Genomic DNA, 19,602 nt, shown 5'->3' on the forward strand with positions numbered 1-19,602 from the left:
CACACCACGACGCAGGAGCAACGACATGACCGCACCCAAAGCACCGCTGACCGCTCGCGAAGTCGCCGAGCGTGTGGGCACCGATCCCAAGACGTTCCGCGTGTTCCTACGCGCCAACGCCATCCCCAAGTCCGATGAAACCGGGCGCTACGAGTTCAAGGCTGGCGATGTCGCCAAGCTCAAGAAGCAGTTCACCGCGTGGAGCGAACACCGCACAGAGGCACGCGCCGCAGCCAAGGCCGCGAAGGAAGCAGCCACGCCCACACCGGCCGATGACGACGATCACTATGGCGATACTCCGTTCGATGAGCAGGACAACGACGACGCGTAACGCACCGCTCCGAAAGAAGCCCTCAGCACGAAGCTGAGGGCTTTTCTCGTGGTCGCGTGCATGTGTGAACATGCAACGACAACGCGGGTGTTACCCCTCGTCTGCGCGTAGATACGCGGGGTGTGGGCCTGCGTCGAATCGCCCGTTCTTGCGCTGATTGCGCGCCTTGGCTTGACCGCCTTCACGCCCGGTCTTGCGGTTGTGGCATGACGCGCACAGTGCCCGCAGGTTGGATAGTGAGTGGTCGTCGTTCGGCACGATGTGATCGACGTGGGACGCCACACCACCGCACTCCGCGCATGTGTGGTTGTCGCGGTGAAGCACCACCAACCGTAGGCGTTTCCAATTGCGCGGCAATCGTTCTCGACGCCCCGATGTGTACTTGCTCGGTCGAGCCATTACCCGCACCTCCATGTACTCACGAGCGACATCAGCCGCTCTTCTCGTTGAAACCTCATGAGCGTGAACGCTTCCCGAAACTTCGGATCACCCAACGCGTCGAGGGGTAGCCCTGCGTGATCGGGGAGCCTGCATGTGTCCACACCGCAGCCGTCGCTGGCGACGTCTGACGCGCGATTCGCAGTAATGTCACGTACTGGCTGATTCAGACGCGTGTGGGCGTCCTCGGGTAGCTCTACGTAGCGACCTGTGCGATCAGTCGTGACGATGCCCGCCGCTGCCGCTCGTTTGCGTAGCTTCGTCGTCGTGACCCCGAGTTGCTTGGCAAGTTCGGGAAGGGTCATTCGCCGTAGACCCCGGTGTGGCGATCCTCCGTGTCATTCAGGAATGGATGGACAGGCAGCCCTCTCCTGCGAGTGGTGAGCCGCTGAGTGCGGTGCCCTGGCCTCGCGCACACGCGGTGTAGGGACTGCACCTCGTCGAGCGTGAATATGTGCGGGCCATCTGTGGTTGCCCATCTCAAGATCGCAACTCTGAGAATGTCTTTCAACGTTGCGACTTCCTCGGGAGTCAGACTCGCCGCTCTGAGTGGAGGCGCTACGCGGCGAGCGCGTACCCATGCCGCAGTGATCAGGTCTTCGCCGACCTCGATGTCGAAGTCATCGGTTGTGATGGGATTCCTCATGTCGAAAGTCCTTGTCTATGAATGACTGTGCCCACACACCCGGTTCTGCACCGTTCCGAGTGTGTGGGCGATCAGTCAGCGCCGACGACGACGTTTGCCGCCGAGTGGGCCGATCTTCGCGTTCTTGACCAGAGGCGTGTAGTGCTTCTTGGTCCAGCGAATGCCGACGTTCATGTCTGCTGTGCGGCCTCGCGGTGTGACCTTGCCTTCGAGACGTGGCATGTCAGGCCTCCTCGATGGTGAACGTGCCCAAGCGATTCGCCCGAGGCACGACGTGACCGAGTCGCCACGTTGCACGGATCGCGATGCTGTCCGAGTTGAAGTACGCGTCGGTGCTCGTCGCGAGGTTGATGTCGCCGTAGGCGCTGATGACCTCGGTGGGGTCAATCACAAGACCCGTGCTCACGGTCATGGAGGGGCTGACGATCACGCGACGGTCGAGCAACTGCTGTACCGCGTCGCCCACACCGGCACCGACCAACGACTCGTTCGATCCGGTCGCGGTCTTGAGCTTGCGGATCGCTGCCCATCCGACCGGGTCGAGCACGATGAGCGATGGCGTCGCGCCGTTCGCCTCCAGTTCTGCGATCAAGTCCACGATGGGGTCGAGGTTTGTGGTCACCTCGTCACCCGCGACGACGCCTGTGGTGTTGAGTAGACCCGCGACGGGTGCGACCGCCGGCGACGTGGGCGCGACCTGTGCGAGGAACGCCTCATTGGCCTTCTTGGTGATCGCACGCTTGAGCGAGGTCGACAACTGATCGTTGGTACCCGGCTGCATGTACTGCTCCATGGAGAGCTTGATGAGTTGGGTGACCTTCGCCGTATGCACGAGCGCTTCCGAGAGCACCGGGTCCGACTCAGGGATCACCTCGGCCTCAGCCGAGAACTGTGCGTCGTCGTCGGTCACGTACGCGACGCGAACCGAGGGAGCGTCACCTTCGACCTTGCCGCCGAGAGTGGACGCCTGAACGATCAGCGCCTCGGGAATCTCATCGACAGGCGCGAAGGTGTTTACGTCGGGACGCCACGCCTGCGGCGAAGTCCCAGTCTTGATGGTTGCCATATGTGGCTCCTAATGTGAAAGGGGCAGGTCGTGCCCCGGATATCCGAGAATCAACAGAAGGCTGAAGTTCTGCCGATTCATTCCGAAGCGAGGACCTGCCCCTACTTCACACAGCCACTGACCGTGTTGAGCACATGATTGCACAATGGGAGCGCCAAGCCGTAATGTCGGCGTGCCGTCACGATATAGAGTGCAAGAGAGGCGCCTAGGTTCAATCCTAAGCGCCTATTGATGTCGATATGCGGAATGACTGCGATATCCGCCACAAAGGGCCTCAGATTGTCGCTGAGACCCTTTATGGATTACTTCGTGTTTCGATGTTCGAGCTTGCATTCCACAGAACAGAACTTGAGCTGGCGCGCGACGAGTCGCTTACCGCAGTTCAGGCAGAATAAGTGCCTCCGCAGACCAGACATCGAACCTCCTTAGAGTCGTTGAGAATTGGGACCGCACACTCGCGGACATGGTCAGCGCCAACGCCTACAGGCCGCCCGGCTACTCCTCGATGGGGTCAGCCCCCTGGGTGTCATCCGACTTAGGTGCCCGTGCCCTCGCAGGTGGGCCGACAGTCGTACCGCCCCCGAACCCGTAACCCGCTTGCAGGTTGTCGGGATGGAGTGCAGCCGCGAACCCGCTGCTTACCTGCTCACGGTCGACCTCGCTGCCGTACTGCTGTCCCTGAGTGGGTGCAGCCATAGGAGCGCGTGGGCCTTCGGGTATTCCGAACATCTCACGCGTACCCACAACGGCATCGCCGACCGCTTCTGTGTCGATTGCCCCATCGTCGGTCAGCAACTCACTTATGCCGCCATCACCGAGCGCAGCCCAGAATGCTTTCGGGTTGAGGTCTCCGATCATGCCTTCGACCATTTGCTTCTGCAGTCCCTCGACCACACCGGCCAGCCGTTCGACCTCGGCGCGTGCCTCGTTACGTTCGACGCGATACCTCGCCTCACGATTGCCCTGCTGCTCATCACCCGGTTGCTGTGTATCACGGCCATCCGTGCTACTGGTTGTCATTGCGTTGTGCTCCTGCCTCTTCGGCAACGTCGATCAGATGGTTGGTTGCAGACACGACTGCTGACCGCAGGTTGTGTAGCATCAGGTCCTTGTCGTGAAGCTGCTTCTTTGTGTCGCGCAGTTCTTTACGTAACCGTGTGTTCTCCACACGCTCAGCCTGTAGCGCACGCATGCCGCCTGCCCCAAGGCATTCGGGTTCGCCCGTCACTGGTCCTCCACCACACGTGCAGCGCTGACGTAGTACGGCTTCTTCTCTTTCTCGACCACGAACTTCCCGACGTTGCCCCGTCCATCCGCAACAGGGATATGCACTTGGTGCGCGAGGTCCCCGCGATCCTCGGGCAACAGAGGAGCGGGAATGTCGCCGTGTCGAATCTGCTCGACCGTGCGAACATCTGCACTCTCGCCCACACCACCGGGCGTGTATTCCACGATACCGTTCCTGATATCTTCGATCAGATCGTCAACTGGGTTGTTTGCCATCACGTTTCCTTTTTCTCGATCTCCGGCCTCGTGCCGAAGAAGTAGGGTCGGCGATGGGAGCAGAAGGGAAAGGAGCCACATTCACCATCGCGGTAAATGTCGTGGGCGGCATGGAAACCTCCCGCTCGACCATCGCCGATAAATCAATCATCGCACCACACGCCCGCGCGCATTATGCGCGAGCGCGAGTGGACAAGATTGGTGACGCTGCTGACGCTAAAAATGAACCCCATCATCGCGTGCGCACATGTGCCAGCGTGCGCGTGCGCGATCACTGAGTGTGAAATTATCGTCAGCAGCGTCACCACTTCTCATTCCTTCAAGGTCAAACCTGCATGTAGGGCACCATTTTTGGTGCGACGTGAGGGGTATCCCATGTCGTCCAGTATCTTGGTCAGCCACTTGTCAGATCGGACTTCCTCGTCGGCCTCGGCACACCAGTCAATCCACTTGGGGTACAGCTCTTTCAGCAAGACCTTGGATGCCTTGCTCTGGTCGCATCGCTCTTCGATGAACCGCAGAACCGGGTTGGCTTCTCGACGCCACTTGTTGACCCGCTTGGTTACTGCGTGCGGTTCGACCAGATGACCCGCGTTGCGGTATCGGTGGTACGCATTGACGAGACTTGTCAGGATTACGTCGGCTTCACCCTTGAGTTTGTTAGCGAGTCCCGGGTCTCGCTCTTCGGCGCTGAAGTAGCGCGGGAACTCGATAACCTTGAGCCGATCCCACATGGCAGCCTCGACGCCCACGACCTGGGGCAGGTGGTTGGTTTCCAAGAACAGGCTGTCGCTCGGGTCCCATTCCATGTTGTCTTTGTAGAGCTTTCGTGCGCGACGCCGGTTGCCCCCGGTGAATCGCTTGACCAGCGACTCATTCAGATACTTGCCGGACTCGGATTCGGACGAGATGCCGACACGTGCGCCCTTGAGGTCGGCCTCGCCGGTGGTATGGGCTTTGGTGTCCTTCTTCATCAGGAGGTCTGTCTCAAGCTGGATACCATAGTCGCCTACAGTGTTCAGGATCGACAATGCGAACACGCCCTTGCCATTTCGGCCACGCCCAAGCAGGATCACGAGTATCTGCTCAACCACCTCGCCCATCAGTGCGACGCCGCACACCTGTAGCAGGTACTCGATCACGTCCTCGCCCGGCAGTACCTGATGCAAGAACTCGTCCCACTTGCTGCCCTCGACCGTCAAGTCTGCGACGTAGTTGCCCGCAGTGATCTTCGTCAGTAGGTCCGCGGGTTCGTGGTCCTTGATCTCCAGCGTGCGCAGGTCCAACGTTCCGTTCGGTGTATTCAGCAGATGGGGTTGAGCATCGAGCTCGTCGGCGTTCCGGATGAGCGCTGGCTGTTCACGTGCGACCGACAGAATACCTCGCAAGTTCGGGGCTGTGCTCATCCGCGACAGTTCGGTGATCGCCTTCTGCTTGCGCGCGAGCATAGCCTTAGTCTCGGCGTCGTCCTTGCCTTCCTCGGGCATGTCCCGTGCCTTCAGCATCTCCTGCTCAATCATCTTGGAGGCAAACCGAATACCGCGTTCACCTGCCTTCCAGTGCGTGCCTGACCAATAGAACCACCCCAGTTCCTCGACGTACATGAGGCGATGTCCGTAGCGCGCGATCAGCATGTGCGCGTACTTGATGTGGTTCGCCATTTTGCGTGCAAGCTGGCTGTGCGTGAGTTCCCCAGTGTTATTGTCGTTGTGCGTCATAACTTCAGATGTCTCCTTCGGATGCCCCGGCCAGTCCGTACCTGGCTGGGGTTTCTGGTTTCCAGCAGCGGTGTAGGTCAGCGACCGTTTCCGCGTCATCGAACTTGTCCCCCGTCGCGGGGTGATCGAGCAGCACGCCGAGTGTCTGCTCCTTCGTCAGGCCGTACTCCTGACACATGCGGATGAGCTTGAACGTCAACCGATGTCGTCTCACGCCACCCGAATCACGTTCACGCAGCATCCGTTCAATCTTGCGGCCCTCATACGAGACGCTGAGATCGCCGTAGGGCTCCGCCTGCAACGTCACCGCAGTCGATACGTGCACCGGGGCGGTATGGGCGTGTACAACCGACCTCAGCGTGCCCAGCGCAACGACGTTGCCGATGCGAACACGTCGAACCGGTCTAGGTGGGTCGTACTTGTGATTCAGCGATCCCGGCACGCGGAGGAACCCGCCTCCGTACTTACCGCCCTCGGTGACCCACATCGCGCGATACAGACCCTTCGCCAACTCCTTGAGTTCAGCCCACGGAAGTATCCGGTCGATCTGCACATAGACGTGGTAGTGCCCCGGCGACCCGGACGACACGAGCGTGGGGTCTACCTGACGTAGAACAGCTTTGGCGTGCCCATACCCGCCCGGTGCTACCTGATCCACCTCGAACGCGATGCGATCAGACGGCAAGCACAGGTCCGGACCCTCGCTGTGAGTCGGCTCCGTGCGTCGATAGATGGATCGGTAGATGTCGCGGCCCTCACCCGACCACAGGCGCAACACCTTTCGAGCCTCGGCCTCGCTTGTGGGGTATCGAGACTCCCACACACCGCGCTGGTGCGGATCGCTGAGGTCGCGATCTCGCACACTGGCGATAGCTATATGGTCGGCCATCAGAACGGCACCCCACGAACTCGCCACAGGTGAACGTCGGCGTTCGCATCCTTGAACACCCGCGCAACGCGTCCCGCATCCGACCGCGTGGGAAGCACCCACTGCTTGCGCTGCGGGTCCCACCGACCGCGCCCGTACTCCTTCACCAGAGCGATGGCACGCACGTCGTACTCAAAGCCCGCGACCCAACTCCCGTCGTGGCGTTCGGTCAGATCGAGAACGAGAGTGCGCCGAGGGGCGGGCGGTACTGCGATCACGACCTCGGCGCCACGTGTGAGCGGTGTGTCCTGGATGAAGCCAGGACTACGCGGGAACGCACGACCCCGCACCTTGACTTCGGGTAGCGCGCACATCTCGGGGTAGCGCTGGCGCCACCAGTTCTTGGTATCCCAGTCGGGCTTGGATGCCCAGATGCGCGAGCGCACCAACACGCTGCCGTCTGCGCCTTTGCCTATCACCTCGAAGTCGGTATCTCGGTACTTCGCGGGTAGGCCGTTGCTGATGCGGACCAGCGGCTCGAACTTCTTGGTGAACCTCACGTAGGGATACTCAGAAATGTCGGCACGCGACTGCCTGAGAGTCCTCACGCAACCTCACCACCGAGCAGTGCGAGCAGCTTGTCTCCTCGGATGCTGTACATCTTTGACGGGTCGATATCCGAGGCTGGCTGTGTGGGCGTGGGTGCTGGATTCTCGCTCAGCCCCAGATAGTCGAGCAGGTCCGACTTCTTGATCTTGAATCGGTTGCCGACCTTGTGCACGGGCAGTGGGAACTCACCGGCTTGATTCAGTCGGTACCCGTGCAGTCTCGACCACCCGAGTGCTCGGCTGGCTTCCTCGATACCCACTACCTGCGGTAGCGCATGGATCTCATCGACGGTCATGGGGTTCTTGATCGCCACGTCATCCTCCTTCGTATAGTTGATTGACGTATTCACGACCGTACACGATCACGACCATCAGAACCACATATGTACGACAATGTAGAATCCTGATCTATGAACACAACCGGAATTGCCGTCGGAAGAAATCTCAAGCGAATCCGCGTGCAAGCAGGTGATAGCCAGGCGGAATGCGCCTCGAAGGTCGCTCATCTCGGCTTGAACTGGGCGCAGTCGCATGTGTCGTCAATCGAGGGCGGTCGTCGGCGTGTCGTCTCGCTCGATGAGCTGCTTGTGTTGTCGTCCGTGTACGGCGTCGCACTGGCTGAGTGGTTCGCAGGTGACGATGACGTGCAGGTGACCGACGACCTAACTATGCCCACATCGACCGTGCGCGAGTGGCTATCGGGAACGACACCGAGTGTCGCAGTCGTGGACTTCGAACGCGTGCAAGACTATTCCGCTGATGAGAGCATCGCTCGACGCCTGAAGATGTCGCGTGAGCAGGTGACCGAGATAGCGACACGTATCTGGGGTCACCACGCCACGATCGAACGCGACCAACGTCTGGCCGAGAAGCACCCCGAGATCACCGATCCCGCGAAGCTGCGCAATCACCGAGCAGGCATGACGCGCCGCCTCGCTGATGAGATCGAGTTACGAGCATGACTGCGCGAGGGTCGGTGTTTCGCCGATGTGGCTGTACGAAGATCGAGGACGGCAAACGCGTGCAGCTGGGTCAGTCCTGTCCAAAGCTGAAGCGCGGCAACGGGACCTGGGCGAATCACGGGACATGGGCTTATGCGGTCGGCGTGGTCGACATCAACGGCAAGCGCAGCCTCAAGCGCAAAGCCGGGTTCGCCACCAAGGACGAAGCGCAGGATGCGCTGGACAAGGTGCGCGCCCATGCCAGCCGGGGATTCATCGCCGACGAGCGTCTCACCGTTGAGCAGTACCTCACCGATTGGATTGCCGGTAAGACTGACATCAAGGAAAACACGCGCCAGCACTACGAGCGATACATCGAGAAGGTGTTCATCCCGCACCTGGGCACGGTGAAGCTGACTGAACTGCGACCGGCACACGTCAATCGCATGTTCGAGACGCTGAGGTCGTCCCCACAGGGCCTCAATGCCCCTGCTGCACAACGTATGCGCGCAGTGCTGCGGTCGGCGCTCACGGACGCGCTCAGGGCTGATCTTGTGACCGTCAACGCTGCTGCATTGGCGAAGGTGCCTGGTGGTCGATCACCTCGCGCGTTGGTTTGGACGAAGTCACGCGAAGACGAATGGCGTAGGGACATTGCCCGATTGGTCGCCGAGGGTCACAAGCCCGAGGACGCGCGGGGTATGGGCAAGCTCCCGTCAACGTCGATGGTCTGGACTCCGACCCATGTGGGCAAGTTCCTCGCGAACGTCGGCGACGATCCGCTGTACTTTCTGTTCTGGCTTGTCAGTCACACGGGCATGAGGCGTGGCGAGGTCTGCGCACTGCGCTACACCGATGTGAACGACGACGCGACTATCACCGTAGAGCGCCAGCTCATCAACACGCTCCATGGCGTCCGCGAGGACACGCCCAAGACCGACGCGTCATGTCGTCGCGTGGCGATCGGGGAGGCAGGCGTCGAACTGCTCGAGCAGCACCGCGAACGTCAGGCCCGAACGTGGATCATGGACGAGCCACCGACGTACCTGTTCTGCCGCGAGGACGGGCGCCTGTTCGACCCGATCCAAGTCACCAAGCGATTCAAGAAGCTCGCAGTGGGCGCGGACCTGCCACCGATCAGGTTCCACGACCTTCGGCACACCGCCGCGTCGATGATGCTCGCCTCAGGGCTGGACATGAAGACCGTGTCCACGGTGCTTGGGCACAGCGACATCACGATCACCGCGAACATCTACACCAGCGTCTACGAGGACGCGACTCAGGCGGCAGTGACGAACGTCGCGGCACTCATACGAGCACACAATGTGCACACACAGGGCGATGAGGTGGAGCAGTGACAGCGCATATGCGCAGGTCAGTCATGGAGCCGCCCAGGGGAATCGAACCCCTGACCTATTCATTACGAGTGAATCGCTCTACCGACTGAGCTAAGGCGGCGTGCCGCGCTGGGCAGCGAGAACGAGTGTATCGGCAAACCAGGGGCTGTCCAAAACCGGTTTGCACGACCTCAGTCCGGCGGTGTCAGGTGACGCAGGTAGCGGTCGGGGGCGGCGAGGAAGTCGCGGGTCATCCGAACCGGAGGTGCGTCGTCGTAGGCGACTCGCTCGATCTGCCCGTCGTCGTCGATGGCGAAGATCGTCGCGCCCGGCAGCGCCAGCAGGATCGGGGAGTGGGTGGCGATGATGAACTGGCTGCCCCTGGTCACGAGGTCGGCGATCATGGCGATCACGTTGAGGCATCCCTGCGGCGACAGGGCGGCTTCCGGCTCGTCCATCACGTAGAGCCCGCCGGGGAAGAACCGCGCGTGGATGAGGTCGACGAAGGACTCGCCGTGGGAACGTTCGTGCGGTGAGACGCCGCCGAAGACGGCGAGTTGCTCGGGGCCGAGGTCTTCGGTCGCCGTCGCGACGTTGTAGTAGGTCTCGGCGCGCAGGAAGTAGCGGCTGCGCGGCTTGCTCGACCCCCACGTCAGGTAGAGGTGGTCGGCGAGATCGGATTCCGTCGCACGTGTGGTGAAGCGGTAGTTCTGGCTGCCGCCCTCGGCATTGAGTCCCGCGGCCAAGGCGATGGCCTCGATCAGCGTCGACTTGCCGCTACCGTTCTCGCCGACGAAGAAGGTCGCTCCCGGCGGCAGCGGCAGCCCGCCGGATTCGGCGAGACCGCGGACGACGGGCAGGTCGAACGGATAGCGATCCGTCGGCATCGCCGCTCCCAGCGAGATCCGCCGGATGAAGCTCGCCGGCTCGATGTCGAATGCCACGTCGACCTCCCCGATCTATCGACGTCGGGCGGCGCTCGGCAACATCGGCGGGCAGGCGGTCCCGGGGATGGTCGCCACCTCGAAATGCCACCACTCGTTCGCATAGGTGCGGCAGAGCCCCCACCTGTTGCCGGTGCGCGCCAGCCACCTCGCACCGCGCTGGGGGCCGACGTCGATCGCCCGACCGGACACGTGGGTGGACTGCGAGGGCGGCAGGACCCACTTGCGAGCCTCGGCGGCGCTGCCGTAGGTGCGAATCCCGTCGCGCCACATCCGGTCCTGCTCGGCCCAGGAGCGCTTCCCCGAAGTGATCCAGAGCGGGATGCCCTCGCGGGTCGCCTGCGCCTTGGCCAGTCGGTAGGCGGTGGCGAGTTGGGGTGTCAGACCGGCGGTCGATCCGGGAGCGGCATGTGCCGAAGCTGCGGAGGCCGCAACGGGCAGGGTGAACGCCGCTGCGGCGACAACGGCGGCGAGGAATCGCTGGCGGGAAGTCATGGAACTCCTCAGTCGGTTCGTGCGCGGCGCGGGGAGCGCAGTGATGGGGCTCACGACGATTCTCGCAGGCCGGGCAATGCTCGTTACGATTGGCCGCGATGACCACCACCGCGCCACCGTCCCGAGGAGCCGTGCTCGGCGCTACCTCGTGGATCCCCGTCGGCGGCGCCCTCTTCGTCAGCGCCTGGGGCGGCAACCAGTTCACGCCGCTGCTCGTCATGTACAAGGCCGAGGGATTATCCGGTGTCGTGGTCGACACGTTGCTGTTCGTCTACGTCTTCGGCATCGTCCCGGCATTGCTGATCGGCGGCCCGGCATCGGACCGCTGGGGGCGGCGACCGCTCATGCTCCCGGCGCCGATCCTCGCCGGGCTCGGATCGGTGGCCCTGGCGATGGGCGCGCACTCGGTGGTCCTGCTGAGTATCGGCCGCCTGCTCAGCGGAGTGGCGTTGGGCCTGGCGATGGCGGTCGGCGGCAGCTGGCTCGTCGAACTGTCCCGCGCCGCCGGTGCGCCCGCTGGGGTCGGGGCGCGGCGCGCGACGATGTGCCTGACCGCCGGTTTCGGCGTCGGTGCGGCGGTTGCCGGGGTTCTCGCGCAGTGGGGACCGTGGCCCACAGTCTTCCCGTACGTGATCACGGTCGTGTTGGCGTTGGTGGCGGCGGTGGCCCTGTGGCGGGTGCCGGAGACCAGGGTCGGCGACACCGGAGACACCGCCGACACCGGCAAGCCCACCGGGGTATTGGCCGCCCTGCGCATCCCGTCGGCGTTGGACCGGCGGTTCCTACTGGTCGTCGCACCGGTCGCCCCGTGGGTGTTCGGCGCCTGTGCCATCGCGTACGCGATCATCCCCGACCTGCTGCGCGGCCACACCACCGTTCCGATCGCGTTCGCCGCCGCGTGCTGCGTCCTCGGCTTGACGGCCGGTTTCGCCATTCAGTCCGCCGGTCGTCGCATCGACCGCCCGGGCACCGTGCGGGGGATGGTCGTGGCACTTGCGGTGGTCGCCGTCGGCCTGGTGATGGCGATCGCCGCCGAGGCCACCCGCAACGTGGCCGTCGCGCTGCTCGCAGCCGCGGTGCTCGGCTGTGGCTACGGGATGGCATTGATCGGCGGGCTGCTCGAAGTGCAGCGCATCGCCGGCCCCGACGATCTGGGCGGTCTCACCGCCGTCTTCTACGCGCTGACCTACATCGGCTTCGGTTCGCCCGCGCTCCTGGCCTGGTTGGCCCAGCGATTCCCCTCGCTGACCTATCGGGACTTCTTCCTGGTGGGTCTGGTCATGACCGCCGTCTGCCTCGCCTCGGTGCTCGCGGGCGGACGCCTTCGACGGACCGAGAATCCGTAGACTGCCACCATGCGTGTTCTCCTCACCGGCGGCGCCGGATACATCGGTGCGCACACCGTCGTCGAACTGGTGGCCGCGGGACATGAAGCGGTCATCTTCGACGACTTCTCCTGCTCGAGCCCCGTCGCGGTCGAGCGCGTCAACGAAATCACCGGCACCACCGTCGAGTACCGGACCATCGACGTCACCGATCCCGTCGCGGTCCAGACGGGTATCGAGGAGACCGGCCCGTTCGACGCGATCATTCACCTGGCCGCGCGCAAGGCGATCGGCGAATCGGTGTCGATGCCGCTGGAGTACTACGCCAACAACGTCGGTTCGACGCTGGTGATGCTCGGCGCGATGCGCGACAACGGCATCGGCACTTTCCTGTTCTCCGGCACCGGCACGGTCTACACGCATCAAGAGGATCTGCCCTTCGTCGAGACGTCGCGCACCGGGCTCGACCTGCCCAACCCGTACAGCAAGTCCAAGCGGATGTGCGAGGAGGTGATGCGCGACTCCGCGCTCACCGACCCGGACAAGAAGCTGATCGGGCTCCGCTACTTCAATCCGATCGGCGCGCATGAGAGCGGCCTGATCGGCGAAGACCCGCAAGGCATTCCGAACAACCTGATGCCGATCGTCGCGCGCGTCGCCGCCGGGATCCTGCCGCAGGTCAGCGTCTTCGGTCGCGATTACGACACCGCCGATGGCACCGCGCTGCGCGACTACATCCACGTCGTCGACCTCGCCCGCGGCCACCTCGCCGCCATCGAGCACGCCGAGCCGGGGATGCACTTCTTCAACCTGGGCACCGGTCGGCCGTCGAGTGTGCTCGAACTCATCGCCGCCTTCGAGGAGGCGTCGGGGAGGACGATCACCACCGTCGATGCGCCGCGGCGCCCCGGTGACGCGCAGGCCACCTACTGTCTGCCGGACAAGGCGCGCGAGAAGCTCGGCTGGAACACCGATTACGACATCCGACGGGCGTGCGCGGACTATTGGCGCTGGCAGGAGCGCAACCCCGCGGGCTACCGCGACTAGGGCTCCAGCACCTTCTCGGTCTTCGCGTACCCGGCCTCGACCTCCGATTTGCGTCCGCGCCACCACGACTGGTTGTCGCGGTACCAGTCGATTGTCGCGGCCAGGCCGCTGCGGAAGTCGGTGAAGCGCGGTGTCCAGCCCAGTTCGTCGCGCAGCTTCGTCGAATCGATCGCGTAGCGCCGGTCGTGGCCCGGCCGGTCGGTGACGAAGTCGAAGGCGTCGCGCGGCTGCCCGAGCAGATCGAGGATCGTCTCGACGACGACGCGGTTGCTCGTCTCCCCGTCGGCCCCGATCAGGTAGGTCTGCCCGATGCGGCCGCGGTCGATGATCGCCCACACCGCGTCGTTGTGGTCGTCGACGTGGATCCAGTCGCGCACGTTGGTGCCGTCGCCGTAGAGCCGCGGGCGCACCCCGTCGAGCACGTTGGTGATCTGGCGGGGGATGAACTTCTCGATGTGCTGGTAGGGGCCGTAGTTGTTGGAGCAGTTGGAGATGGTGGCCGGCACGTCGAAGGAGCGGACCCAGGCGCGCACCAGCAGATCCGATCCCGCCTTGGTGGAGCTGTAGGGGCTCGACGGGTTGTACGGCGTCGACTCGGTGAAGCGCGTCGGGTCGTCGAGGTCGAGGTCGCCGTACACCTCGTCGGTGGAGATGTGGTGATAGCGCGTCTGGTGTCGCCGCACCGCCTCCAGCAGCGTGAACGTGCCGACCAGGTTGGTGGTGACGAAGGGCGACGGGTCGAGCAACGAGTTGTCGTTGTGCGACTCGGCCGCGAAGTGCACGACGAGATCGGATTCGGCGACGAGCCCGTCGACGAGATCGGCGTCGGCCACGTCCCCGACCACCAGGCGCACCCGGTCGGTGACCGATTCCAACGACGCCGGATCGGCGGCGTAGGTGAGTTTGTCCAGGACGGTGAGCTCGACGTCGGCGCGGGTCGCCAGTGTGCGATGCACGAAGTTGACGCCGATGAACCCGGCGCCCCCGGTGACCAGAACCCGCATGCTGCTCCCTCGACACGGCTGTGTTTGTCGCGGCCCAGTCTAGTGGCCCGATAGCCTGGGGTGATGCGCGGAATCATCCTGGCCGGTGGAACCGGTTCGCGGCTGCACCCGATCACCCAGGGCGTCAGCAAGCAGCTGGTTCCGGTTTACGACAAGCCGATGATCTACTACCCGTTGTCCACGCTGATGCTGGCCGGGATCACCGACGTCCTCATCATCACCACGCCGCAGGACCGGCCGGCCTTCCAACACCTGCTCGGCGACGGCTCGATGTTCGGTATCTCGCTGACCTACGCGGCGCAGCCCGAGCCCAACGGCCTCGCCCAGGCGTTCGTGCTCGGCGCCGACCACATCGGCTCGGATTCGGTGGCACTCGTGCTGGGGGACAACATCTTCTACGGCCCGGGACTCGGCAGCCGCCTCGCCGCCCACCGCGACGTCGTCGGCGGGGCCGTCTTCGCCTACTGGGTCGCCAACCCCGGCGCCTATGGCGTCGTCGATTTCGACGAGAGCGGTCGCGCGGTGTCACTGGAGGAGAAGCCAACACGGCCGCGGTCCAACTTCGCCGTACCCGGCCTCTACTTCTACGACAACGACGTCGTCGACGTGGCCAAGGGGCTAAGCCCGAGCGCGCGCGGCGAATACGAGATCACCGACGTCAACCGGCACTACCTGGACCGCGGCGCGCTCTCGGTCACCGTGCTGCCACGCGGCACCGCCTGGCTGGACACCGGCACCTTCGATTCCCTGCTCGACGCGGGCAACTTCGTCCGCACCGTCGAGCAGCGGCAGGGACTGAAGATCGCTGTGCCCGAGGAGATCGCCTGGCGCCAGGGTTGGCTCTCCGACGAGGAGTTGCGCACGCGGGCCGCCGGTCTGGCCAAGTCGGGGTACGGCGACTACCTGCTCGATCTGCTCGAGCGCGGAAAGGCCTTCTGAGGCATGGAGATTCGGGAGCTGTCGATCAGCGGGGCCTGGGAGTTCACGCCGGTTCAGCACGGGGATTCGCGCGGTCTGTTCCTCGAGGCGTTCAAGTCGCCGTTGGTGTCCGAGGTGATCGGCCACGGATTCGAACTGGCCCAGGTGAACACGTCGGTGTCGGCGGCGGGGACGCTGCGCGGCGTGCATTTCGCCGACGTCCCGCCCGGTCAGGCCAAGTACGTGATGTGCCCGGTCGGGGCCGTGCTCGACGTCGTCGTCGATCTGCGCGTCGGCTCGCCGACGTTCGGCCGCCACGACACCGTGCTGCTCGACGACGTTCACCGCCGTGCCGTCTATCTGAGCGAGGGACTCGGCCACGCCTTCTGTTCGCTGGCCGACGGATCGACCGTCGTCTACCTGTGCTCCACCGGGTACAACCCGGATGCCGAACACGGCGTCGACCCGCTCGACGCACAGCTCGGCATCGACTGGCCGACGACGGGCCGTTCCGGCGAATCCCTCGTCTACGAGCTCTCGGCGAAGGACTCCGCCGCCCCCGGCCTGGCCGAAGCGGCCGCCTCGGGTTTGCTGCCCGACTACGCGGAGGTCATGGCCCACCTGCGGGGCCGCGCAGCGCAATAGCGCCCGCCGGTGGTCACATCGGATACGGCGGCAACGGGGCCGAGTGCAGCCATGCCTGCCACAGATCGTTGAGGCTGTGTGTCGAGTGGTCGGCGGCCAGGGTGGTGAAATCCTCGGTGCTCACCGAGCCGTATCGGTACTTGTCGGTCCAATGCCGCAGCAAGGCGAAGAAGGCGTCGTCGCCGATGCGCAGGCGCAGCGCATGCAGCGTCAACGCTCCCCGCTTGTAGACCCAGTCGTCGAACATGTGGTCCGGCCCCGGGTCGACGAGCGGCCGACTCATCCGTGTCGCGGCGAGTTTGGCGTAATAATGCCGCGCCCAGCCGTCAGCCGTCTGCCCACCGCTGCGCTCACTCCACAACCACTCGGCGTAGCAGGCGAATCCCTCGTGCAGCCAGATGTCGCGCCAGCGCGAGAGGGTGACCGAGTTGCCGAACCACTGGTGGGCCAGTTCGTGCGCGACGAGGCGCTCGGCGTCGCTCGTCGGCTCGCAGTGGTTCGAGCCGAAGGTCGAGAAGCCCTGCGCTTCGAGCGGGATGTCCAGCGGGTCGTCGGTGACGACGGCGGTGTAGCGAGGGAACGGGTAGGGGCCGAACATCTCGGTGAAGACGGTCAACATGGCGACCTGCGGGGCGAACCGGGTGCGCGCGGCGGCCCGGAGCGCGGGCGGCGCGACGAGTTCGACGGGTACCGGGCTCGCCGCGAGTTCCACCGTCTCGTAGCGCCCGATCTGGATGGACGCCAGGTAGGTGGTCATCGGCTCGGTCTGTTCGAACACCCACGTCGTCTGCGCGGCCTTGGTGCGCTTCTCGGTGAGGACGCCGTTGGCGACCACGGAGAAGGGTGAGTCGGTGGTAATCGCGATGCGGTAGCTGGCCTTGGAGACCGGGTGGTCGTCGCACGGAAACCACGAGGGTGCGCCGTTGGGCTGGTTGGCGCACAGGGATCCCTCGGTGAGTTCCTCCCAGCCGACCTCACCCCATTTGCCGCGAATCGGTCGGGGGTTGCCCGCGTAGCGGACGACGATCTCCAACGAGCCGCCCGGTGGCACCGGGTTCGACAGTGCGACGGCGAGCTTGCCCCGACGGTGCGTGTAGCGCAGGCGCTCGCCGTTCACCGTCACCCTCGCGACGGTCATCGTCGCCGCCAGGTCGAGACAGAAACGGTCGATCGAAGCGTTGGTCGTGGCGGTGATCGACGCGACTCCGGTCAACCGGTTCGCCGAGACCTTGTACTGCAGTTCCAGGTCGTAGCGCGACACCCGGTAGCCGAGGTTGCCGTTGTCCGGCAGGTAGTCGTCGTAGACGTTGTCGGGGCTACCCAGGACCGGGGACGGGCGGCCCCGGGAGGGGCGACCTGACTTCCCGGGCAAGAGGGTCTCCTCTGCGTCGAAGGGTGAAAAGGGGGTGAAAGTGGCGGCAGGGCCTCACGTTACCTGGCAGGCTTGTCGACGGCCGGATGAGTACCGATCATCGGCATCGACGAAGAGGATTCGACATGACTTTCCTGCGCACCCCGGCGTTGCTCGCCGCCAGAATTGCCCTGGGTTTCATTTTCATCATGCACGGCTGGCAGAAGTTCCATAACGGGCATGGAGCGGTGGTCGAGGGATTCAAGCAGATGAACGTACCGGCACCGGAGTTCTCTGCCTTCTTCGCCACGTGGGTCGAGCTGATCGGCGGCGTCGCCCTGATCCTGGGTGTGCTCCTGCCCCTCGTCGGGCTGCTGCTCGCGATCGACATGATCGGGGCCTTGATCACCGTCCACGGCCAGCACGGCTTCTGGATGGACAACCACGGCTACGAGTACGTCCTCGCGCTCGCCGCGGGTGCGCTGGCCGTCGGGTTCGCCAACTCCGGCGTCGTCTCGATCGACCACTATCTGTTCCGGCGCACCCGGCGCGGCGGATCCGTCGTCGTCGAGGACGCCGCCGCCTAGCCGCGCTCCTTTGAGTATTAGGGTTGCCTCAAGTCCGATATGACCGAAAGGCGCCCCCGATGTCGAAGATGCGCTCGGTGACCTCGTTCCTCCTGCGCGTCACGGTGGGCGCGGTCTTCATCGCCCACGGCTGGGAGAAACTCGCGATCAAGGGGATCGACAAGACGACGATCCTCTTCGGGGACGGGCCGGGCGGCCAGCACGGCTTCCACATCCCGTTCCCGGGGGTCGCGGCGCACATCGCGGCGTGGACCGAGCTGATCGGCGGCATCGCCCTCATCCTCGGTGTGTTGCTGCCGTTCGTCGGCGTGCTGCTGGCGGCGACGATGGTCGGTGCCGGCTACTACGGTCACCACGGCAGCGGTTTCTGGATCCAGCAGAACGGCTGGGAGTACAACCTGGTCCTGGCCGTCGCGGTCCTCGCCGTCGGCTTCGCCGTGCCGGGCGCGCTGTCGGTGGACCACTATCGCCGCAACCGCGGCGCGTCGGCGAGGCATTCGCTGGGCGACGCCGGCTGACGCGGATCGCTCAGTGCCGGTTGGTCGCCGTGACCAGCCACATCGCGCCGGGGATCTTCACGCTGCCGTCGTCGATGTAGCGGCGGATGTCCTCGCGCGCGGCGTCGAGGAGTTCGTTCCATTCCGATTCGGACAGGACGCCGGCGAGTTGCTGGCGGGCCAGGCGGCCGGTCGTCGTGGCGAGGATCGTGGCGAGGCGTTCTTCGACGCCGTCGCTCCCGTCGATGCCGTGGTCGAACAACGCGTCGAACGGTTTGATCGACACCGCCGACCAGCCGGCCTCCTTGAGCAGGCCGGCGAGGTAGTCGCGGTCGGCGTAGGCGACCGGACCGGGTTGCCCGGGAGCCGGTGGTGCGGGCCGATCGGTGAGTCGTGCGGTGATGACCCCGGTTCCCGCGCCACCGAAGACGGGGTTCTCCTCGATGCCTCGCCAGCAGGCGAAGACCATGCGCGCATCCGGCGCGGTGAAGTCGCGGATGTTGGCGAAGGCGGCGGCGGGATCGTCGAAGAACATCACGCCGAAGCGGGAGACGACCACGTCGAAGGGCGCACCCGAGGCCTCGGCGCCGAAGTCGAGGCGCTGCGCGTCGCCCAGCAGCACGGTCGCGCCGGGTACCCGACGGCGTGCCGCTTCGACCATGTCGCTGGCGATGTCGACGCCGACCACCGCCGCGCCTGCCTTTGCGGCAGCCTGCAGGAGGGTGCCCGAACCACAGCCGACGTCGAGGACGCGCATGTCCGGGCCGAACCTCGCGGCGCCGACCACGGCTTCGGTGACCGGCGCGTAGGTGGCGTCGAAGATCGCCTCGTTCTCCACCCAGCCGCGCGCACCGTCGTTCCAGCTGCTGGAGTCGTACCGCGAATCAGACATGGTGCCGATGGTACGTCGACGCCTAGACTGGGCATATGGCCGAAGAGCGAGTAGTCGCGGATCACCGCGTGATGGGTGGGGTCCCGTGCATCGCCGGCACCCGGGTCCCGGTCGCGACGGTCGTCGGATTGGTGGCGCAGGGGAGAACCGCAAACGAGATCGTGGCCGACTATCCGCAATTGACCCTCGACGATGTGCGGGCCGCCCTCGAGTTTGCCGCGTCAGCGGTCGCCGAGCGGCAACTCCCACTTCGCACACCCGCGTGAGGTTCCTGCTCGACGAGTGTCTCAGCGTGCGCCTGGCGCCAATGCTGTCTGCTGACGGCCACGAGTCTGGTTCTCTTTCGGCAAAGCAATCGAAGCCCAGAGCATCAGGCGGCTACCCTCAGCGCGAACCTTGACGCCGTCGCCGCTGATCTGGAATCTGGTGCGATCGTGGTGT

General features: G+C 64.6%; 26 protein-coding genes and 1 tRNA gene. 11 read left to right on the forward strand and 16 right to left on the reverse strand.

The genetic code is table 11. The features are described from left to right. Positions 1-25 precede the first annotated feature (25 nt). Positions 26-331 carry a hypothetical protein gene (locus HUN08_RS01805; protein WP_124245834.1) on the forward strand — a complete coding sequence of 102 codons (306 nt, stop codon included), beginning with the start codon at positions 26-28 and terminating at the stop codon, positions 329-331. Positions 332-421: 90 nt separating this feature from the next. On the opposite strand, the gene HUN08_RS18495 is transcribed toward HUN08_RS01805, so the two are convergent. From HUN08_RS18495 to HUN08_RS01835, 6 genes are all read right to left on the reverse strand, one after another. Next, positions 422-745, reverse strand: a complete 324-nt coding sequence (locus HUN08_RS18495) for an HNH endonuclease (RefSeq protein WP_367649934.1) — start codon at positions 743-745, stop codon at positions 422-424. A gap of 745 nt (positions 746-1,490) precedes the next feature. Further along, positions 1,491-1,637: a hypothetical protein gene (locus HUN08_RS01815; RefSeq protein ID WP_165353358.1), complete on the reverse strand. Its 147-nt coding sequence runs from the start codon at positions 1,635-1,637 to the stop codon at positions 1,491-1,493. A 1-nt stretch (position 1,638) separates the two neighbouring features. Next, on the reverse strand, positions 1,639-2,481 hold the full coding sequence (locus HUN08_RS01820; protein ID WP_124245832.1) for a phage major capsid protein: 843 nt from the start codon (positions 2,479-2,481) through the stop codon (positions 1,639-1,641). Positions 2,482-2,976: 495 nt separating this feature from the next. Continuing rightward, positions 2,977-3,501 carry a hypothetical protein gene (locus HUN08_RS01825; RefSeq protein ID WP_124245831.1) on the reverse strand — a complete coding sequence of 175 codons (525 nt, stop codon included), beginning with the start codon at positions 3,499-3,501 and terminating at the stop codon, positions 2,977-2,979. After that, a complete protein-coding gene (locus tag HUN08_RS01830; RefSeq protein WP_124245830.1) occupies positions 3,488-3,709 on the reverse strand; it encodes a hypothetical protein in 222 nt (73 codons plus the stop codon). Before HUN08_RS01830 ends, HUN08_RS01825 begins: the two co-directional genes overlap by 14 nt. Beyond that, on the reverse strand, positions 3,706-3,984 hold the full coding sequence (locus HUN08_RS01835) for a hypothetical protein (protein WP_124245829.1): 279 nt from the start codon (positions 3,982-3,984) through the stop codon (positions 3,706-3,708). Before HUN08_RS01835 ends, HUN08_RS01830 begins: the two co-directional genes overlap by 4 nt. A gap of 53 nt (positions 3,985-4,037) precedes the next feature. Here HUN08_RS01835 and HUN08_RS01840 point away from each other — a divergent pair, with 53 nt between their 5' ends. Next, positions 4,038-4,262 (forward strand): hypothetical protein, encoded by a 225-nt coding sequence (locus HUN08_RS01840; RefSeq protein WP_124245828.1) that lies wholly within the window; start codon positions 4,038-4,040, stop codon positions 4,260-4,262. 33 nt (positions 4,263-4,295) lie between these two features. Here the strand turns inward: HUN08_RS01840 and HUN08_RS01845 are convergent, their stop codons facing one another. The 4 genes from HUN08_RS01845 to HUN08_RS01860 form a co-directional block, all read right to left on the reverse strand. Beyond that, a complete protein-coding gene (locus HUN08_RS01845) occupies positions 4,296-5,702 on the reverse strand; it encodes a phage/plasmid primase, P4 family (protein WP_165353357.1) in 1,407 nt (468 codons plus the stop codon). A gap of 4 nt (positions 5,703-5,706) precedes the next feature. Beyond that, on the reverse strand, positions 5,707-6,480 hold the full coding sequence (locus HUN08_RS01850; protein WP_124245826.1) for a hypothetical protein: 774 nt from the start codon (positions 6,478-6,480) through the stop codon (positions 5,707-5,709). A 110-nt stretch (positions 6,481-6,590) separates the two neighbouring features. Beyond that, entirely contained in the window at positions 6,591-7,130 is a 540-nt protein-coding gene (locus HUN08_RS01855) for a hypothetical protein (RefSeq protein ID WP_124245825.1), read from the reverse strand. Positions 7,131-7,174: 44 nt separating this feature from the next. Continuing rightward, on the reverse strand, positions 7,175-7,492 hold the full coding sequence (locus tag HUN08_RS01860; RefSeq protein WP_124245824.1) for a hypothetical protein: 318 nt from the start codon (positions 7,490-7,492) through the stop codon (positions 7,175-7,177). A 96-nt stretch (positions 7,493-7,588) separates the two neighbouring features. Here HUN08_RS01860 and HUN08_RS01865 point away from each other — a divergent pair, with 96 nt between their 5' ends. Together HUN08_RS01865 and HUN08_RS18280 are read left to right on the forward strand one after the other, a co-directional pair. Next, entirely contained in the window at positions 7,589-8,140 is a 552-nt protein-coding gene (locus tag HUN08_RS01865) for a helix-turn-helix domain-containing protein (RefSeq protein WP_124245823.1), read from the forward strand. Next, entirely contained in the window at positions 8,137-9,477 is a 1,341-nt protein-coding gene (locus HUN08_RS18280; RefSeq protein ID WP_124245822.1) for a site-specific integrase, read from the forward strand. Before HUN08_RS01865 ends, HUN08_RS18280 begins: the two co-directional genes overlap by 4 nt. Positions 9,478-9,501: 24 nt before the next feature. On the opposite strand, the gene HUN08_RS01875 is transcribed toward HUN08_RS18280, so the two are convergent. The 3 genes from HUN08_RS01875 to HUN08_RS01885 all read right to left on the reverse strand — a co-directional run bounded on the left by HUN08_RS01875 (position 9,502) and on the right by HUN08_RS01885 (position 10,895). Continuing rightward, a tRNA-Thr gene (locus HUN08_RS01875) sits at positions 9,502-9,577 on the reverse strand. Between the two features lie 70 nt (positions 9,578-9,647). Continuing rightward, positions 9,648-10,400, reverse strand: a complete 753-nt coding sequence (locus tag HUN08_RS01880) for an AAA family ATPase (RefSeq protein WP_301546842.1) — start codon at positions 10,398-10,400, stop codon at positions 9,648-9,650. Between the two features lie 15 nt (positions 10,401-10,415). Then, positions 10,416-10,895, reverse strand: coding sequence for a M15 family metallopeptidase (locus HUN08_RS01885; RefSeq protein WP_124245821.1), 480 nt, complete (start codon positions 10,893-10,895; stop codon positions 10,416-10,418). A 98-nt stretch (positions 10,896-10,993) separates the two neighbouring features. Between HUN08_RS01885 and HUN08_RS01890 the strand changes: the two genes are divergently transcribed. Both HUN08_RS01890 and galE read left to right on the forward strand, forming a co-directional pair. Beyond that, positions 10,994-12,241, forward strand: a complete 1,248-nt coding sequence (locus tag HUN08_RS01890) for an MFS transporter (RefSeq protein ID WP_124245820.1) — start codon at positions 10,994-10,996, stop codon at positions 12,239-12,241. A 9-nt stretch (positions 12,242-12,250) separates the two neighbouring features. Next, positions 12,251-13,267, forward strand: a complete 1,017-nt coding sequence (gene galE / locus HUN08_RS01895) for a UDP-glucose 4-epimerase GalE (protein WP_124245819.1) — start codon at positions 12,251-12,253, stop codon at positions 13,265-13,267. On the opposite strand, the gene rfbB is transcribed toward galE, so the two are convergent. Next, positions 13,264-14,271, reverse strand: coding sequence for a dTDP-glucose 4,6-dehydratase (gene rfbB / locus HUN08_RS01900; protein ID WP_124245818.1), 1,008 nt, complete (start codon positions 14,269-14,271; stop codon positions 13,264-13,266). The two genes, galE and rfbB, sit on opposite strands and share 4 nt — an antisense overlap. A 63-nt stretch (positions 14,272-14,334) precedes the next feature. Between rfbB and rfbA the strand changes: the two genes are divergently transcribed. Beyond that, the gene (gene rfbA, locus HUN08_RS01905; RefSeq protein WP_124245817.1) at positions 14,335-15,210 is read left to right on the forward strand and encodes a glucose-1-phosphate thymidylyltransferase RfbA; all 876 of its coding nucleotides are present in this window, start codon (positions 14,335-14,337) and stop codon (positions 15,208-15,210) included. A gap of 3 nt (positions 15,211-15,213) precedes the next feature. Then, complete coding sequence (locus tag HUN08_RS01910; RefSeq protein WP_124245816.1) at positions 15,214-15,834, forward strand: dTDP-4-dehydrorhamnose 3,5-epimerase family protein; 621 nt, start codon at positions 15,214-15,216, stop codon at positions 15,832-15,834. Between the two features lie 13 nt (positions 15,835-15,847). Here HUN08_RS01910 and HUN08_RS01915 read toward each other — a convergent pair whose 3' ends face one another. Then, entirely contained in the window at positions 15,848-17,206 is a 1,359-nt protein-coding gene (locus tag HUN08_RS01915) for a M1 family metallopeptidase (RefSeq protein WP_124245815.1), read from the reverse strand. A gap of 125 nt (positions 17,207-17,331) precedes the next feature. On the opposite strand from HUN08_RS01915, the gene HUN08_RS01920 reads away from it, so the two are divergent. After that, entirely contained in the window at positions 17,332-17,772 is a 441-nt protein-coding gene (locus HUN08_RS01920) for a DoxX family protein (RefSeq protein ID WP_124245814.1), read from the forward strand. A gap of 59 nt (positions 17,773-17,831) precedes the next feature. Beyond that, positions 17,832-18,290 carry a DoxX family protein gene (locus tag HUN08_RS01925; protein WP_124245813.1) on the forward strand — a complete coding sequence of 153 codons (459 nt, stop codon included), beginning with the start codon at positions 17,832-17,834 and terminating at the stop codon, positions 18,288-18,290. 10 nt (positions 18,291-18,300) lie between these two features. Here HUN08_RS01925 and HUN08_RS01930 read toward each other — a convergent pair whose 3' ends face one another. Further along, positions 18,301-19,161: a class I SAM-dependent methyltransferase gene (locus HUN08_RS01930; RefSeq protein ID WP_124245812.1), complete on the reverse strand. Its 861-nt coding sequence runs from the start codon at positions 19,159-19,161 to the stop codon at positions 18,301-18,303. A 35-nt stretch (positions 19,162-19,196) separates the two neighbouring features. Between HUN08_RS01930 and HUN08_RS01935 the strand changes: the two genes are divergently transcribed. Further along, entirely contained in the window at positions 19,197-19,427 is a 231-nt protein-coding gene (locus HUN08_RS01935; protein ID WP_124245811.1) for a DUF433 domain-containing protein, read from the forward strand. The last annotated feature ends 175 nt before the right edge of the window (positions 19,428-19,602 follow it).

The sequence above is a fragment of the Gordonia sp. X0973 genome, assembly GCF_013348785.1.
Lineage (GTDB): Bacteria > Actinomycetota > Actinomycetes > Mycobacteriales > Mycobacteriaceae > Gordonia.

Coding starts and splice junctions, on each gene's coding strand:
- HUN08_RS01885 (WP_124245821.1), bottom strand. CDS start 10,895: ATGACTTCCCGCCAGCGATTCCTCGCCGCCGTTGTCGCCGCAGCGGCG.
- HUN08_RS01930 (WP_124245812.1), bottom strand. CDS start 19,161: ATGTCTGATTCGCGGTACGACTCCAGCAGCTGGAACGACGGTGCGCGC.
- HUN08_RS01845 (WP_165353357.1), bottom strand. CDS start 5,702: ATGACGCACAACGACAATAACACTGGGGAACTCACGCACAGCCAGCTT.
- HUN08_RS01935 (WP_124245811.1), top strand. CDS start 19,197: ATGGCCGAAGAGCGAGTAGTCGCGGATCACCGCGTGATGGGTGGGGTC.
- HUN08_RS01865 (WP_124245823.1), top strand. CDS start 7,589: ATGAACACAACCGGAATTGCCGTCGGAAGAAATCTCAAGCGAATCCGC.
- HUN08_RS01835 (WP_124245829.1), bottom strand. CDS start 3,984: ATGGCAAACAACCCAGTTGACGATCTGATCGAAGATATCAGGAACGGT.
- HUN08_RS01815 (WP_165353358.1), bottom strand. CDS start 1,637: ATGCCACGTCTCGAAGGCAAGGTCACACCGCGAGGCCGCACAGCAGAC.
- HUN08_RS01925 (WP_124245813.1), top strand. CDS start 17,832: ATGTCGAAGATGCGCTCGGTGACCTCGTTCCTCCTGCGCGTCACGGTG.
- HUN08_RS01820 (WP_124245832.1), bottom strand. CDS start 2,481: ATGGCAACCATCAAGACTGGGACTTCGCCGCAGGCGTGGCGTCCCGAC.
- HUN08_RS01890 (WP_124245820.1), top strand. CDS start 10,994: ATGACCACCACCGCGCCACCGTCCCGAGGAGCCGTGCTCGGCGCTACC.
- HUN08_RS18495 (WP_367649934.1), bottom strand. CDS start 745: ATGGAGGTGCGGGTAATGGCTCGACCGAGCAAGTACACATCGGGGCGT.
- HUN08_RS01920 (WP_124245814.1), top strand. CDS start 17,332: ATGACTTTCCTGCGCACCCCGGCGTTGCTCGCCGCCAGAATTGCCCTG.
- HUN08_RS18280 (WP_124245822.1), top strand. CDS start 8,137: ATGACTGCGCGAGGGTCGGTGTTTCGCCGATGTGGCTGTACGAAGATC.
- HUN08_RS01805 (WP_124245834.1), top strand. CDS start 26: ATGACCGCACCCAAAGCACCGCTGACCGCTCGCGAAGTCGCCGAGCGT.
- galE (WP_124245819.1), top strand. CDS start 12,251: ATGCGTGTTCTCCTCACCGGCGGCGCCGGATACATCGGTGCGCACACC.
- rfbA (WP_124245817.1), top strand. CDS start 14,335: ATGCGCGGAATCATCCTGGCCGGTGGAACCGGTTCGCGGCTGCACCCG.
- rfbB (WP_124245818.1), bottom strand. CDS start 14,271: ATGCGGGTTCTGGTCACCGGGGGCGCCGGGTTCATCGGCGTCAACTTC.
- HUN08_RS01825 (WP_124245831.1), bottom strand. CDS start 3,501: ATGACAACCAGTAGCACGGATGGCCGTGATACACAGCAACCGGGTGAT.
- HUN08_RS01910 (WP_124245816.1), top strand. CDS start 15,214: ATGGAGATTCGGGAGCTGTCGATCAGCGGGGCCTGGGAGTTCACGCCG.
- HUN08_RS01840 (WP_124245828.1), top strand. CDS start 4,038: ATGGGAGCAGAAGGGAAAGGAGCCACATTCACCATCGCGGTAAATGTC.